General features: G+C 33.6%; 22 protein-coding genes. All 22 read right to left on the bottom strand.

Annotation, left to right across the window (positions count from 1 at the left end; all coding sequences use genetic code 11):
• Window positions 1-79 precede the first annotated feature (79 nt).
• Window positions 80-472, bottom strand: a complete 393-nt coding sequence (locus CLLU_RS01735; protein WP_106007853.1) for an Asp23/Gls24 family envelope stress response protein — start codon at window positions 470-472, stop codon at window positions 80-82.
• A 108-nt stretch (window positions 473-580) separates the two neighbouring features.
• Window positions 581-1111, bottom strand: coding sequence for a SpoIIIAH-like family protein (locus CLLU_RS01740; protein WP_106007854.1), 531 nt, complete (start codon window positions 1109-1111; stop codon window positions 581-583).
• A gap of 59 nt (window positions 1112-1170) precedes the next feature.
• Window positions 1171-1842, bottom strand: a complete 672-nt coding sequence (spoIIIAG, locus tag CLLU_RS01745) for a stage III sporulation protein AG (protein WP_106007855.1) — start codon at window positions 1840-1842, stop codon at window positions 1171-1173.
• A 14-nt stretch (window positions 1843-1856) separates the two neighbouring features.
• Window positions 1857-2453, bottom strand: coding sequence for a stage III sporulation protein AF (gene spoIIIAF / locus CLLU_RS01750; protein WP_106007856.1), 597 nt, complete (start codon window positions 2451-2453; stop codon window positions 1857-1859).
• A 16-nt stretch (window positions 2454-2469) separates the two neighbouring features.
• Window positions 2470-3699 carry a stage III sporulation protein AE gene (gene spoIIIAE, locus CLLU_RS01755; protein WP_106007857.1) on the bottom strand — a complete coding sequence of 410 codons (1230 nt, stop codon included), beginning with the start codon at window positions 3697-3699 and terminating at the stop codon, window positions 2470-2472.
• An 8-nt stretch (window positions 3700-3707) separates the two neighbouring features.
• Window positions 3708-4091 (bottom strand): stage III sporulation protein AD, encoded by a 384-nt coding sequence (spoIIIAD, locus tag CLLU_RS01760; protein ID WP_106007858.1) that lies wholly within the window; start codon window positions 4089-4091, stop codon window positions 3708-3710.
• Window positions 4092-4100: 9 nt separating this feature from the next.
• Window positions 4101-4298, bottom strand: coding sequence for a stage III sporulation protein AC (spoIIIAC, locus tag CLLU_RS01765; RefSeq protein ID WP_106007859.1), 198 nt, complete (start codon window positions 4296-4298; stop codon window positions 4101-4103).
• Window positions 4299-4356: 58 nt separating this feature from the next.
• The gene (spoIIIAB, locus tag CLLU_RS01770; protein WP_106007860.1) at window positions 4357-4875 is read right to left on the bottom strand and encodes a stage III sporulation protein SpoIIIAB; all 519 of its coding nucleotides are present in this window, start codon (window positions 4873-4875) and stop codon (window positions 4357-4359) included.
• Window position 4876: 1 nt separating this feature from the next.
• The gene (gene spoIIIAA / locus CLLU_RS01775; RefSeq protein WP_207655932.1) at window positions 4877-5794 is read right to left on the bottom strand and encodes a stage III sporulation protein AA; all 918 of its coding nucleotides are present in this window, start codon (window positions 5792-5794) and stop codon (window positions 4877-4879) included.
• Between the two features lie 135 nt (window positions 5795-5929).
• Window positions 5930-6325, bottom strand: a complete 396-nt coding sequence (locus CLLU_RS01780) for a CD1247 N-terminal domain-containing protein (protein ID WP_106007862.1) — start codon at window positions 6323-6325, stop codon at window positions 5930-5932.
• Window positions 6326-6364: 39 nt separating this feature from the next.
• A complete protein-coding gene (gene efp / locus CLLU_RS01785; RefSeq protein ID WP_106007981.1) occupies window positions 6365-6922 on the bottom strand; it encodes an elongation factor P in 558 nt (185 codons plus the stop codon).
• A gap of 313 nt (window positions 6923-7235) precedes the next feature.
• Window positions 7236-8312, bottom strand: a complete 1077-nt coding sequence (locus CLLU_RS01790) for a M24 family metallopeptidase (protein ID WP_106007863.1) — start codon at window positions 8310-8312, stop codon at window positions 7236-7238.
• Window positions 8313-8475: 163 nt separating this feature from the next.
• On the bottom strand, window positions 8476-8889 hold the full coding sequence (locus CLLU_RS01795; RefSeq protein WP_106007864.1) for a hypothetical protein: 414 nt from the start codon (window positions 8887-8889) through the stop codon (window positions 8476-8478).
• A 54-nt stretch (window positions 8890-8943) separates the two neighbouring features.
• Window positions 8944-9384 carry a hypothetical protein gene (locus CLLU_RS01800; protein WP_106007865.1) on the bottom strand — a complete coding sequence of 147 codons (441 nt, stop codon included), beginning with the start codon at window positions 9382-9384 and terminating at the stop codon, window positions 8944-8946.
• 62 nt (window positions 9385-9446) lie between these two features.
• On the bottom strand, window positions 9447-10181 hold the full coding sequence (locus tag CLLU_RS01805; protein ID WP_106007866.1) for a hypothetical protein: 735 nt from the start codon (window positions 10179-10181) through the stop codon (window positions 9447-9449).
• Between the two features lie 5 nt (window positions 10182-10186).
• The gene (locus CLLU_RS01810; protein ID WP_242977451.1) at window positions 10187-10531 is read right to left on the bottom strand and encodes a hypothetical protein; all 345 of its coding nucleotides are present in this window, start codon (window positions 10529-10531) and stop codon (window positions 10187-10189) included.
• 56 nt (window positions 10532-10587) lie between these two features.
• Window positions 10588-11091, bottom strand: coding sequence for a type II secretion system protein (locus CLLU_RS01815; RefSeq protein ID WP_207655929.1), 504 nt, complete (start codon window positions 11089-11091; stop codon window positions 10588-10590).
• Window positions 11042-11527, bottom strand: coding sequence for a prepilin-type N-terminal cleavage/methylation domain-containing protein (locus CLLU_RS01820; RefSeq protein ID WP_242977459.1), 486 nt, complete (start codon window positions 11525-11527; stop codon window positions 11042-11044). The genes CLLU_RS01815 and CLLU_RS01820 overlap by 50 nt, the downstream gene beginning before the upstream one ends.
• Entirely contained in the window at window positions 11527-11979 is a 453-nt protein-coding gene (locus CLLU_RS01825) for a type II secretion system protein (protein WP_242977452.1), read from the bottom strand. The genes CLLU_RS01820 and CLLU_RS01825 overlap by 1 nt, the downstream gene beginning before the upstream one ends.
• A gap of 23 nt (window positions 11980-12002) precedes the next feature.
• On the bottom strand, window positions 12003-12407 hold the full coding sequence (locus CLLU_RS01830; RefSeq protein ID WP_106007867.1) for a type II secretion system protein: 405 nt from the start codon (window positions 12405-12407) through the stop codon (window positions 12003-12005).
• 36 nt (window positions 12408-12443) lie between these two features.
• Window positions 12444-13661 carry a type II secretion system F family protein gene (locus CLLU_RS01835; RefSeq protein ID WP_242977453.1) on the bottom strand — a complete coding sequence of 406 codons (1218 nt, stop codon included), beginning with the start codon at window positions 13659-13661 and terminating at the stop codon, window positions 12444-12446.
• Window positions 13649-15148, bottom strand: a complete 1500-nt coding sequence (locus CLLU_RS01840) for a GspE/PulE family protein (RefSeq protein ID WP_106007868.1) — start codon at window positions 15146-15148, stop codon at window positions 13649-13651. Before CLLU_RS01840 ends, CLLU_RS01835 begins: the two co-directional genes overlap by 13 nt.
• Window positions 15149-15289: the final 141 nt, after the last annotated feature.

The following is a 15289-nucleotide window of genomic DNA, read 5'->3' on the forward strand; positions in this document are numbered from 1 at the left end:
AAATAAACCAAATTTAATATTTGAACTCTAATATTTATAAAACAATGCACCCTCTAAATAAGAGGGTGCACTGCCTATTTTACTCTTCTAGCTCATCATTGCTTTCTTCCGTTTTCGGAATCATAACATTTTGCACATGTATGTTTATGGATGAAACTTCCAATCCCGTCATGGATTCAACTGCCCTTTTTACATTTTCCTGAACCTTTAAAGCTACATCCGGAATTCTGATCCCATATTCCACTACTACATACAAATCTATAGTTGCACTATTTTCTCCTACATTCACTTTAACGCCTTTTGATAAATTTTTTTTGCCTGATAGTATCTGAGTAATTCCACCCACAAGGCTGGCACTCATTCCAACTATTCCATTTATCTCAGTAGTGGCAAGACCTGCAATTACACCTACGACTTCATCAGATATCTTCACAATACCCATGTCAATTTCGTTGTTTGTATTTTCTTCCATTGTCGCACCTCCTGGATTTCACATCAGCGAAAGACTTACATTACATTTATTATAGCAAACGAATACTTTTTTTACAATTACTTATTTTATGTAACACCTTAAAGCTCTTTAACTCTGTTTAACCTGTATCTCCACATCTTGAATCTGGGATACACTCATAACTATATCCTTTATTACTCTTGTATCCTTATCAGTTAACTTGTCTTTCCCCTTAATTATCACCCTGGCTTTTTCATTTTCTATGGAGCATATGGCATCTTCATATCCCTTACTCTTTAAAGTATTTTCTATTTTCATCTCATAATTAGTGGCCATAGCAAGTTGAGTATACTTTTTCTCAGCCTCTGCCCTATTTTCCTGGGATGCATTGGTATCATCTATGAGACTTTTCAAAGTTTGGAGAGTTTCAGCATTTTTCTGATCTCTGGTAAGCCTGGTTTCCTCAAAGAACTGTGATTTAGCCTGAGTTTGTGTTGCCTTATTGGTAGTATTGTCATTAAGAGATATTGTACTTTTCCCATTTCCATTATCCACTCCATTTACATAGTTTATAGGACTATTTAATTTTGTAGCAACAACTCCCACACAAATAATAAGTGCTAAAAGAGTCACAATAATAACAGCCTGCTTTTTATTCATTTTTAATTCCCCCTATCTACCTTCTAAAAAAATTATATGCACAAAGATATATTTATATACTATTTTTTCATAGGATACACATTTACCTTATCCTGGGATATTCCAAACAAATCTGTAACAGCTTTTGATATTCTGAGTTCAGTTACCTTGTCTTGAGCTCCTTCAGCTACAACACACACTCCCATTACCTTGGGATTATAGGTTTTTAATATAAGTGGCTCTGATTTGCTGCCGTCATTTGTGGTAACCACTGTACTACCGTTATTTTTCTGGGTGGTGTTCCTTGTTCCGCCCTCATTGTCTTTTTCCTCCGTAGTATTGGTTGAATCATTTATATTAACTGCCGGAACATTCTCTTCTCCACCTTCAAAGCTCACCATGACTTCCACCTTTCCCACCCCCTCTATCTGTTCCAGGGTATTTTTCAAGTTTTCCTGTACAGATTTTTCATAATCACTGGAAGTATTTCCCGAAGTTTCGCTCCCGCTCCCAGACTGCCCACTGCTGTTTTGACCATTGCCGCTGTTTACTGCACTGTTGTTTTGACTATTATCACTGCTTATTTCGCTACTGCTGGTATTTTTGCCATAACCGCCAAAGATACTGACTGCTGAAACTATAAGTACTCCTACCAAAAATACTATGGCCAAATTCACTATATTTTTTTTATCAGTGTGACTTTTATGATCGCCTTCTTTAACAATTTTGTTAAACCATTTTTTTAAATTCATGGATTTACCTCCTACTAAGAATTTACATGTATGATATCTTCAGATACATTTAATTCCTGGCTTAAATAGGTTTTTATCTTCGAAGCCTTTTCACTGTTCTCAGGCTTCACGTTGTCTACAGCTGCAGTATCATTCCCTATCTCAACTTTTTTCACTTTTTCCACAGTCCCATCTTGAACTCTCACATCTATGTTTTTTATACATACCGTATTGTTTTCTTCATCATATTCTGCTCCCACCTTAACTTCATACTTTTCTCCAGGATATTTTTCTTCAAGATTTTTTTCACAGCTAGTCTTCAAATTTGTCTCAAAAGTATCTATGGTATCTGAGATATTCTTCTTTTTGTATTCATCAAACTCACTGGAAGATTTTTTAGTGCCAAAATCTCTCTCAAAACTTTCCATGGCTTTTTCAGTATAGCTGGTTATGTTAAAATCCCTGTTGAAAACTTTTATTATGGGGTTTATAAACACTGTAATCAAAATCAGCCCCAATACAAATTTACAGTATTTCTTCATGCTGTTTTCCGGCAGAATCATCTCCACTGCTATTATGAAAAATACGGCTGTGCATATACCTGTAAGCCATTCCCTCAAGGATTGAATCATATATTTACACCTTCTTTCACAGCATAACTTTTCCCGCTGATGCCAGTATGGCTATCATTATAAAAAACATTACGGACACACATATTAAACAAGCCATTACAAGTACAAGAGAATCCCCTGCGGAATTTATACAATTCACCAATCTTGCATCACTTATGGGCTCTATGAGAGCTGCAGTTAATTTATATAAAATTATCATGACAATCAATTTTATTATGGGGAAAAGCAATATCACTACCACAATTACAAACCCCAAACTGCTCAAGGCATTTTTAAGTAAAAAGGAATACCCCGCCACAGTGGCTACTGCATCTGAAAGGCTCTTGCCAACTATGGGCACAAAATTATCCACTGCAAACTTGGCGGTTTTTGCAGTAACCTCGTCAATGCTCTTTGAAGTCATTCCCCTTACAGTCATAATACCTATAAATACAGTCATTATAATTCCCTGAGCCCAAAGTGCACATTGATTCAAAAGTTTGGTGAGTTTATCTATTTTATATTCTGAAGACAGATTATTTACAAATTGAAGTACAAATGACATGGATATTATTGGTATTATAACATCCATAAATAAGTTTGCACTTACAGTTATGGATCCTAATATAATGGGATCCATAATAGATGCTTCTATAAATCCACCTGCAGCCGCTATCAGCGTTATAAGCACAGGTATCAGTGCCACCATGAAATCCGTCATCTCTTTTATGGTGGATCTGGCCACATCCACACCTATATAAAAACTTCTTGCCATTATTATTATTATGAGAGAATAACAGGCAAAATATGCTATATTGGACAGTCCTTCCCCATTAAAGGCCCGCTGCAAATTCGTAAGCAGTGCACATATAAGGGCAATCACTATAATAAGCACTAAAAGCTTCAAGCAGGCTGTGATCTCTCTCAATCCATAGGACGTCAGTATATCCGCAATTTTTTTCAGAGATATTCCTCCATCCCCGCTTTTTATAAAATTTTTCACATAGTCTTTTGCATCCATATCCTTCAGCAGCTCATTTTTTGTCTTCATATTGGATATATAATCATAAAAATTTTCAATTTGTTGTTCCTGGGCCTTACTTTCCTGGTTTTCTCCTCCGTTTTGCAAACCGCTGTTATCCAATTGGACATTACTTTTTACACTGGTATCTGTATCTGCGGCACTGCTGTCAAAAGCTTGTACATTAAAGCCTATTGATAAGCTCATCAGCAAACACACAAATAAGCTCACTATAATATTTTTCATATTAACACCTACATAATTTTTAAAATTGACTGTAATACAGCCATAAGTATAGGAATTGCAAGTACTAAAATCAAAATTTTACCTGCAAATTCAACTTTTGCTCCTAGGTTTCCCTGCCCCGCATCTTTACATATTTCACTGCAGAAAGAAGCAAGATACGCAATGGCAAGTATTTTAAACACAGTAGTTAAATAAACAAAATCTATATTTGCCTTTACTGCCAATTGTTGAATGAACTGGAGTATAGCCGTTATTTTAGTTATCATAAATAAAAATATGATAATTCCAGCAACTATGCTTATGTAAACTGCTATATCATCTCTTTTTCCCTTGAACAGTAAAGTTATAAACAGTGCAATAAAGGCAAAAGCTACTATTTTAATTATCTCCATAATCTTCTCCTAAAGCTGAAACATAGTTCTCACGGTGTTAAATAACTTGTTTACCAAATTTATAACCATCATCAGCACAATTAAAATTCCCGTCAGATTTGTAAGCACCGCATAATCACCCTTGCCACTGGCCTCCAGCACTTTATTTATAAGTATAACAATTATACCTACTCCGGCTATTTTAAAAATTAAACTTATGTCCATCATTTGATTTTCTCCCCTTTTCATTTCTTTAAGTAATTTACTTAAATACATATATTCACATCTAAATTGAAATTATAACTATTATAGCCCCCAGTGAAAATCCAAGACATCTGTACATCTTTAAATTTTTACTCATGGCAATTTTTGAAATTTCAATTTGATTTTTTATGTTATCCAAGGTAAGTGAAAACATCCTTTTCTGCCCGCCTATATCTGATTCCCCCAGAGTTTTTGATAAATCCAGTATGGTATTTATATCTTCAGCTTTTAAACTCAGGCTTTCTTTTTTATCCATAAAGGCACTTCTAAAAGCTTCATATACATTGTCAACAGAGTTTTTTTCCAACATAGATGATATATCTCCGAGAACATCTCCAACAGGTTTTTTGCTTTTTAACGCCGTATTTAAGATGGCAGCGGGCAGCGGGGTATGTGTATATATGATTTCATTTTGAAGCTGATGAACACATCTTTGTATTTCTCTCAATTGTTCCACCCTTTTTTTGAAACTTTCTCCGCAGATAAATCCTATTCCGGTGGAAGCAAATATTATCATAATACACCCTAAAAATTTCAGCATTTTATCCCCCCCATATTTTCAAACCATCAGTAAAATCGTAGACATACTCTACCGTTCCGGGACCTTTCCTGCTGCTCAATACTATTGCTCTCTTAAATATCTTGTTATCTACTATTTCTTTGAAAACCGGCCTTCCATAAAGATCTTCTATACCATATCCATGAATGCTGGTAATCAGACTTATTCCGGAATTCAATGCTCCCAATATACTGTCCATATCACTATAAGTTCCAATTTCATCGCAAACTATAACATCCGGTGACATGCTCCTTATAGCCATAATTATGCCTTGACTTTTAGGACACCCATCCAATACATCGGTTCTAACCCCCACATTCATCTGCGGCACCCCATTAAAGCAGGCACCAATCTCACTTCTTTCATCTATCACACATACCTTTTTGCCTGTAAGATCCAGGCCCTGCATACCTCCGGATATATTTCTCACAATATCTCTTATAAGAGTAGTTTTCCCAGCTTTAGGAGGTGAAATTATTATAGTATTTATTATTTCATCTCCATTTATCAAAAATTTCATAATTGGATCAGAGCAGCTTATAATCTCCCTGCATATTCTGATATTTATAGACGCAATATCTTTTATGGTCTTAATTTCTCCTCTTTCAATAATGCACCTTCCACATATCCCCACTCTGTGTCCGCCTTTAATGGTTATATATCCCTGTTTTATCTCTTCTTCAAAGGCATATATTGAATAATTACTCATCCTCTGAATTATTATTTTCAAATCCTCCAATTTGGGTATATATCCACACACCACTTCTTTTGAACCCACTTGAAGTATCAGGGATCTATTGACCCTTATCCTTATTTCCTGCAAATAAGGTGATTTTATCAAATCTCCTATGGCAGTCTTTAAATTTTCAGGTAAAATATTTAAAATCTCCTTAGTATATATCTCTCTCATCTCCTTTCTTTATATTAATTCCTATTTTCATTTTTAAAGAATTATTCCATATAAATAAAAATAAAATAAAAAGTTCCATTAAAGTCATTCGACTTTAATGGAACTTTTTATTTTGTTGATCTCTACTTATTCCAAAGAGTGCTTAATATCTTTAAGTGCTATATCCTCATGGCAATTAGGACAAGTTAAATTCTTCTTCTGACTCAGTGCATCCTTATCCACGTATACTGTGTCATTGCAATTCGGGCAATTAATCTCCTCAAAATTTTCCTCCATGTCTCTACATGTCTCATAATCTTCGTCATAGAGACCATCCTGTAAATACGCCAGGTCTTCATCCATTGCATTCATGTAATCTCCCATATTTTTTTGAGCTTCAGATATATTTTCTATCTCATCTGCTATATCCTTCAGTACACCTAAAATTTCCAAAAGGACTTTTCCCTCATTGGTTCCCGTGTCAATTTTTAATCCATCCATCAGCCCGTTAATATAGGATACTTTAGATTTAATGGAATCCATGATATCACTTCCTCAATATTATTTCACTCTTAGTATTTTCTAAACTCTTTCCATATATTCTCCCGTTCTTGTATCAATTCTTATAGTTTCACCTTCATTTACAAATATTGGAACTGATACAACTGCTCCAGTTTCCACAGTAGCTGGTTTTAAAACATTAGTAGCTGTGTTCCCCTTAACTCCCGGTTCGGTATGAGTTACCTGCAATTCAACAAAATTAGGAGCTTCTACTGAAAAAGCCTCTCCTTTATAGAATTTTATTATGGCAAACATGTTTTCCTTTAAGAATTTTATTGCATCCTGAACTTTTTCATACTCTAAAGGTATCTGCTCAAAAGTCTCCTGATCCATAAAATAATATAATTGGCCATCTGAATACAAGTACTGCATTTCTTTTCTTTCTATAACTGCTTCCTGTAATTTTGCAGTTGGATTAAAAGTGGTCTCAGTAACTGCTCCTGTAATAACATTTCTAAGTTTTGTTCTTACAAATGCCGCTCCTTTACCTGGTTTTACATGAAGAAAATCCACTACTGTATACACTTGTCCATCTTGTTCAAAAGTAGTTCCTTTTCTTAAATCTCCTGCTGATATCATTTCCTGTGTACCGTTATATAAGCTTTTATTTGTGAACTGCTGCTCCATTGAAATGGAGAACTTATAATTTTCAATAAATTTAAGCTTATTTTCCCATTCATAGTGTCCGAAATCTAGCTCTGAGGCTATTTTTTCGTTTGGTCTCACACTCCAGGGACGTAAATTCGGATATAAATTCACCCTACAGCTTCAATGCAAATTAAAACAGCATTGAAATAACGGCTTTAACCCCTTTCTCATTCTTTATTAGACCTATTTTATCCATTTAATATTATAATATCATTAAATATAATTTAACCATATTAATACCATGTTAATCTATACATATCAAATTTTTAGGTGATCTTGACAAAGCTCTTCCACCACTTTCGGTGACCACAAGCAGATCCTCTATCCTCACTCCGCCAAAACCCGGTACATATATTCCAGGCTCATCACTTACTACCATTCCTGACTGAAGTTTCTTATCATTTCTATAGCCAATTACAGGTGCCTCATGAATCTCTCTGCCCACTCCATGCCCCAAGCTGTGACCAAAATTATTCCCATATCCCATTTTATCTATATAATTTCTTGCAACAGCATCAACTTCCAGTGCAGGCACACCCGGCTTATACTCCTTCAAAGCCAATTGTTCAGCTTCTAAAACTATATTGTATACTTCAACCATTTTCTTTGAGGGCTCGCCTATAACAACTGTTCTTGTCATATCAGAACAATATTCTCTGTAAACACAGCCAAAATCCAGTGTTAAAAATTCTCCTCTGTTTACAATCTTGTCTGTAGCTTCTCCATGAGGAAGGCTTGATCTTACTCCCGAAGCAATTATGGACGGAAATGAAAGGTCACTGGCCCCCAGTTTTTTCATATAGAATTCCAACTCCAACCCAATTTCTCTTTCTGTCATACCTGGTTTTATAAACTTCACCATATGCGCAAATGCCTTATCGGCAATTGCAGCTGCAGCTTCTATTAATTTTATCTCCTCATTGTCTTTTACTATTCTTATTTTCTCTACCATTCCCCCCATAGGAACAAGCTGACAATTCAATTTGTCATTATAAAGCATATATTGACTGTAAGAAACTATATTTTCTTCAAATCCAAGCTTCTCAATACGATTTCTGTCTACTAAATTCGATAGAAAATCCACAAAGGAAGTGCCTTTGCTGTATTCCAGGACTTCATAATCCTTGACTTGATTCATGGCCTGTTCAGTAAATCTTGAATCAGTTATGAAAAAAGCTGCATCCTTTGTTATAAGTGAAAAACTCTCATTTCCTGTAAATCCACTTAAATAATTTCTATTTGCATCTCCAATAAGCAAAACTGCATCCAAGTTTTTTTCACCCATATGTTCCCTTAATTTTGCAATTCTTTTTTTAAACACTGTATAATCCCCCCACCAATAAAACATAACAATTTACAGTACGGCATTCAGTTGAATTCAAAATCAAATTTGTTAGAAATCTCGATAAAGCTGTATATATGACTATAATCAAACAATGTTATTTTATCAAAATTTGTGATTATTTGCAAACTTAAAATATATATTATGGTATAAAATTTATATCCGCTGCTGCCTTTATATTTTTGTCTTTGTCCTGTTCCATTCTAATATTGTCCATACTGTAAAAATTCTTTTTACTTTCCACTTTTTTAAAAGCACTTAAAATTTCAGCTTTATCTCCCTTTATTTCAACATGTACAATTATTTTTCCCTTCCCATCCCCTGCAAAATTAAGTATTTCCATTCCATCTATGTCCCTTAATCTCTGTAAAACATCACCGCAGCTTATTTCATTACTCTTTTCATCATTTCTTTCCATTTGACTTTTCTGCAGCTGGAACAAGCTGTTCTTTGCATTTAGCTCTTTAATGACAACATAATTTTCCCATATAAAAAATCCACAACTGCAAATTAGAAATATCGCAATACTTCTATTTATATTATTTGATCTTTCCATTATTAATATTCCACCCTCGGTAAATTTATCTCTCTTACTTAAATCATTTTGAATCTATTTTAATTTCAAATTGATCTCCCAAATTTTATTTTTCCCTTCTACAATATCCATACATTTTAAATCCTCTATTATAAATTTATCTGATGTTTCTATACTTTTAATTAAAGACAGGCAGTTTTCCCCATCCTCTACATTGAAATTCAAATCTCTATCTCTTATATCTATATTTTTAACATCTCTTTTGCTCCATATGTATTCATAAAAATCCATAAGACATTCAAATGCAGTGCTTTTATGATAAACCGATTTTTCCACGGAAGTGGACTTTTCCAATTTATCACTGGCGTCATTGAGTTTACTTTTATTTAACATAAACATATTCATAAATACAAGATTTATTATCAAAAGCACTATAATTATAAGCTTAAATCTTTTATTTTTTTCTGAACTTGTCTTTTCTATATACCACTCAGGTAAAAAATATAAATTTTTCAAAATAAAGCTACCTCTCAATTAAATATTATCCGTATTTATGTAAAATGCATATTAATCTACAGTCATGATTTCATGCTGAATCCCTTAAGCTCTTTGCACACATAGGTTTCAGCCAGTTTCTCAATTATATCCTTGTAGGGAAAATCCAGAAAATATATATGAGCAAATTTGAAATTAGGTATCAATATACTCAATTTGACCCTGAATTGTTCAAACATATCAAGAAAATCTTGTTTTTTCATATTTTTAAATACATTGTTAAATACAATTTTATCCTTGTGACCTGCTATAAAGTAAAAATTGTCATCCTCAACCAAAATAAACATGTGATTTTCACTTTTTATTTTAGTTCTGCAGCAGTGCCACATATAAAATTGAATTGGAACTATTCCCTTGACACGAGCCCCCAGTCCATTACATTTCTCCAGCAGTTTCATATTATGCCATTTCATACAAAATACCGCTGCTTCCACGCTGTGTTTATTATATCTGATTATTTCATATGAAAACATTATATTGTCCATTTCTTTAAATTTATTTTTAAGTTCTTCTTTTATGGCTCTATAAAGGGATTTTCTATTCATTCTGGGCAATTCCATATACACTACATATATCTCTTTTCCATGAACCAAAATAATTAAATTTCTATTTTTCAGTTCCACTTTAATATCCTCTATGGAAGTCACATTTTTATTGATTTCATTCTTATTAAATATATTGAATATAGAATTTTTATTAAAACTTTCCCTGCAGACCATACTTGTGCCCTTTACTTCTAAAAATACCTTTTTGCGCATTTCACCTATCCTCCTTCATCAAGTGAATAATCCACGCAGCTGTACACAAGTCCATTTTCTCCGAATTGATATTCGTACACCTCTTCCTTATAAAACTTCCCGTTAAACACATACTCCGCTTTAAAGCAATCATTTTTTTCATCATAATATATATAGCATTCTTCAAAATATATTCTGAGATTATTCAAAGAACTCATATTTTCATTTAATTTGCCTTCCTTAAAAGATATATTCTCATTTAAATACCTATTCAATTCAGTTAGAAGGTATTCTCTATACTTTTCAGTTACGTCCATTTTAAGACATTTCTTATAATCGTTTAAATTATTGAATCTAACATTCATTTCCATATTAAAGCATCCAAGGGAAATAAAAATGCATATACATCCTATAAGAAGTACATATATCAGTATAAATCCTCTGTCAGCTTTTCTCTTTCTATTGCAAAACATCTCTTATACAAATTGCCTTTCTCCATATTTATTGATACATAAAACACCCTGCCCAGTCTCTTTACCTTAAAATCCTTTATTCCCTTCAATATATTATTCAAGGTTGAAGAATTACTGGAACCATAGGAAATAACAATACAATTATTTTTATGTTTTTTTATATAATCATACCCTTTATTGTCATATCGTTTTAACACAATCATATTGTCCTTTATATCTATATATTTTGCATTTATCACCTGATTCTCTATTATCATAAATGCCTCATTTACATAAAAGCTTTCCCTGCTGTAATTTATCTCCTTTCTGTGAAGTTCCATATATTTTGAGACAGCCCTTATCTGCATTGTGGTTATAGCTGCAACCATTGATACGACTATAAGCATTTCTATAATTGTAAATCCTCTTTTAATTTTCATTCTGTGTTCTATAATTCCCTTTATAAAATTCACACTCATCCACCACAATTCTCCTGTATGTATTTCTATAAAGCCTCAAATTTATCTTCAAAACCTTTCCTTCTGTTACATTTAAAATAACATAAGGTTCTTTTGCAGGCTTCACATCTGAAAACAACTCATCTGCTCCTGTATTTTCTATATCTTCAATGTTCAAATTACTGCAGTTTATATATATTTTGCTGTCTTTATACAGCTTCAATACATCCTCATAATCAAAATTGTATATGATATTGTTTTTAACATGTTCCATAATTAAGGTACACCTGTTTATCTCTTCATTATAGTCTTTTACCTTAAGCACATTTAACTGTATAAAAAACGCAGACATAAAAAGCACTGAAAAAATTGCTACGCTGCACAATACTTCTATTAAAGTGAATCCTCTACTATTAGTTCCGGATCTATCCTCATTGTTTATCAACATTTTAACCATCAATACTTGATTTCCACGTAAGCAGTGCCCACACACATGGTGAGGCAGTGAATTTTTCCCCTTCTGTCTTTAAACTTTATGCTACAGGCATCTTCAGTTATCCCCCGGTTATCTATTTTTATCTTGTTATCATCTCTAACTTTGTCTAAAATAAATCCTTCCGGCAGTTTCATACTGAATATCTCATCCAGGCCCATATTAAAAGTTATACTTTCACTGCTGCCATCAAAATAAATATACCCTCCCTCCTTTTTATTATCTCTACAGTATATTTTTGATCTATTTATAAAATCTATGATGTTATTGTTGGTCAAGTCCACATCTATATCATTCACAATTTTGCTGAAAAGCCCTGAGTTAATCAAACTGAAGCTTAAAAGTACAGAAAACACACTTATGACCAGAAGAAGTTCCAATAAAGTAAATCCTCTCCTTTTAACTGTGAAGATCATAAGGCCTCTCTTTTCCTCCATAATTATTCTTTAGGAAATACCTGTTCATTTCCTTTTCTTACTATACAGGAATTATTTTCAGCATTGATTTCCACAGTGTATGTATCATCGTCACTTTTATAATTTATATTGAGGAGCTGGTCTCCACTGTCTCCCCCTACAGTTGAAGCTTCTGCAGAGGTCAATGTTGATATGCAGTCCTGTACGTCCCCCTGAACGAATTTCCCACCATTATCGCTGTAACTGGCCATAGCTGCCGTCTCTATCTGTTTGGCCGTATTTACTGCCTTTGTTGTCTTGACTTTATTTTGATAAGCGGAAAATTTTGGTACCATAAAGCCCAAAAGTACAAGAATTATAGCCACCACCAGCATGAGCTCTATAAGAGTAAAACCCTTTTTTCTCCTATATCTGTATATTTTTTTCATATTTAAATTCTTCCTTTCAATTTTTTTATTTTGATATTACAATGTAGAATCCATTATAGTAAAGATCGGCATAAGGGCCGATATAATAAATATTCCCACAAACAATGACAATAATATTATTATGGCAGGTTCCACCACCTTGCTCATTTTTTTCAAACATCTATCCACTTTGTTCCCAAACAACTGCTCCAGCTTCAAAAACATATTATCCATATTTCCTGTATTTTCTCCGACGGAGATCAGGGATAAAAACAATCTGTCATTTATCTTTGCCTTTTCCAGTGCCTCACATATACTTTCACCTTCTTCTACATATTTTATGGATTCCTCTATCTTCTCCTGCATGATTTCATTTTCTACAACTCTGCCTGTAATTTTAAGAGCTCTAATTGTATTGACTCCGGATTTAACAAGCATTGACATGGAGGAACACATCTTGAAAATCATAAGATCACTGTAAATCTTATTCAAACAGGGTATCTTAAACTTTATATTCTCCATCATTCTCATGACTTTATGCTTTTTACAAAATCTATAAAATATTGTCCACATGAAAATCATTGCTGCCAATATCTGTATAAAATTATTTTTAAGAAATTCACAGCTGTACATAACCAGTTTGGTAAGTGCAGGAACTCTCCCTCCGCTTGAAACTATAATATTGTTGAATTGAGGTACTATGTTTATCATTAAAAACAAAATGACAAATATTGATGTTATCAATACAGTTATAGGATATACAAGTGAAATCTTTATGGATGATATGATCTTGTAATTCTTTTCATAATATTCAGATAATTTTTCAAATACTTTTTCCAGCCCTCCTGCTTCCTCCCCTACTTTGATCATCTCTATCATAAACTCAGGAAATATATTTTTAAACATACTCATACTTTCATAGAGGTCTTTCCCTTTTGTCACTTCTTCTCTTATAATTCCAATAGCCTTTTTAAGCGAGTTTTTACTGCACTGTTTTTCCAAATCATAAAGTGCCCTGGAAACAGTTATCCCTGCACTTAGCATAATGCTGAGCTGGCTGCACAGTATACTTATATCCATCATATTGGGTTTTTTAAGAAATATTTCACTGTACTTTTTTATACAGATATCTCTATATATGTAGTACCGTCTCTCCCTCAAGGATTTTTCCAATTGTGCAAATTCGTGCTTTTCACATGTACCCTTAATTTTTTTACCATTGATATCTACAGCCCAGTACTTTATTATACAAATCACTCCTTCTATCTGTAACATACTCTCAGAAATTCCTCATATGTGGTGATACCTGATTTGACAAGCTGTATACAGTTTTCCTCCATGAAAATTTCATTGGATTTTTTTATACTGTCTTCAAGACTTGATTTACTGTCCATATAAATATCTTTATTGCTGTGCTCCCCGTATGCAATTTCATATATAACAGTTCTGCCCCTATATCCCTTATAATTGCACTTTGTACACCCTCTACCTCTATACAAAAACTGTGTGGAATTTAAATTCAATTTTACAGTCTCCTCCGGGGATGCTCTATACCTGGTCCTGCAGTAGGGGCATATCTTCCTGACCAATCTCTGAGATATCACGCCTATAAGTGCATCCTGTATCAGATATTCCGGAAGACCCATATCTTTAAGTCTCACTATGGATTCGAGAGAATTGTTTGTGTGCAGTGTACTTATGACAAGATGACCTGTCACTGCCGCCCTTACAGCTATATGTGCCGTCTCTTCATCTCTTATTTCACCAAGCATTATGACATCTGGATCCTGCCGAAGAATACTTCTAAGCCCCCGGACAAAATCCAGCCCTATTTTCACATTTACGTTTACCTGATTTACATTTTCCAGGGTATATTCCACGGGATCTTCTATGCTCACTATGTTCTTTTCTGCGGCATTTATATTGCTTATCATGGAATAAAGGGTGGTGGTTTTCCCAGATCCGGTCGGACCGGTAATTAATATGAGTCCAACGCTCTTTTTTAACATTTTTTTTATTTTTTCTTCATCTTTTTTCAAAAAGCCAAGCATATTCAAGTCCTTTATTCTATTATCTTTATATAAAATCCTGAGCACTATTTTTTCGCCGTATATAGTGGGCAGGGTGGACGCCCTGATGTCATAATTAGAATTTCGTTTAACATATTTTATCTTTCCGTCCTGAGGCAGCCTTTTCTCGGCTATATCCATCCGGGCCATTATTTTTATTCTTGTACATAGAAGAGGATATATATTTTTAGGTATTTTCATGTATTCATGTATAATACCGTCTATTCTCATACGTATAGTAACATTTTGTTGAAAAGGCTCTATGTGCAGATCACTGGCTCTTTCATCTATGGCTTTGTCTATTATGTAGTTGGCCGCTTTTACCACCGGTGAACTCTGAAGTTTATTCATATCCGAAATGTTTTCTGCAGTCATCTGTAAAATATTCTCATTCAATTTTATATCTTCCAGCGCATGATCTAAATTTTCCCTGCAGTAATATTTATTTATCAATTCATATATTTTCTCTCTGCTGGTTTTGACAAATTTCAACTGGATACCCAATAAAAATTTTAGATCTTCCACTAGAGCAACACCTGGGGTTTTGTCAGTAGCTATAATAATCCGGCCATGAGCCTGTTTAACTGCAATCAAACAGTTGTTTCTGGCTATTTCCTCAGGTATTTTTTTTACTATATCCGGTTTCAATGAAATTTCTTCCATGTTTATTTCCTGCAGTTTAGTGGAAAACATTTTATATTTCTCTCCTTATCTGATAACTGAACCCTGAACTTTGGTATCTAAGATTATATCCTGCTCAAGTATTTTTTAATCATCAGATGTAAAAAAATATCATGAAATCTACATTTAAATGTAAATTCCATGATATATCAT

The organism is Clostridium luticellarii (assembly GCF_002995845.1).
Classification (GTDB): domain Bacteria; phylum Bacillota; class Clostridia; order Clostridiales; family Clostridiaceae; genus Clostridium_B; species Clostridium_B luticellarii.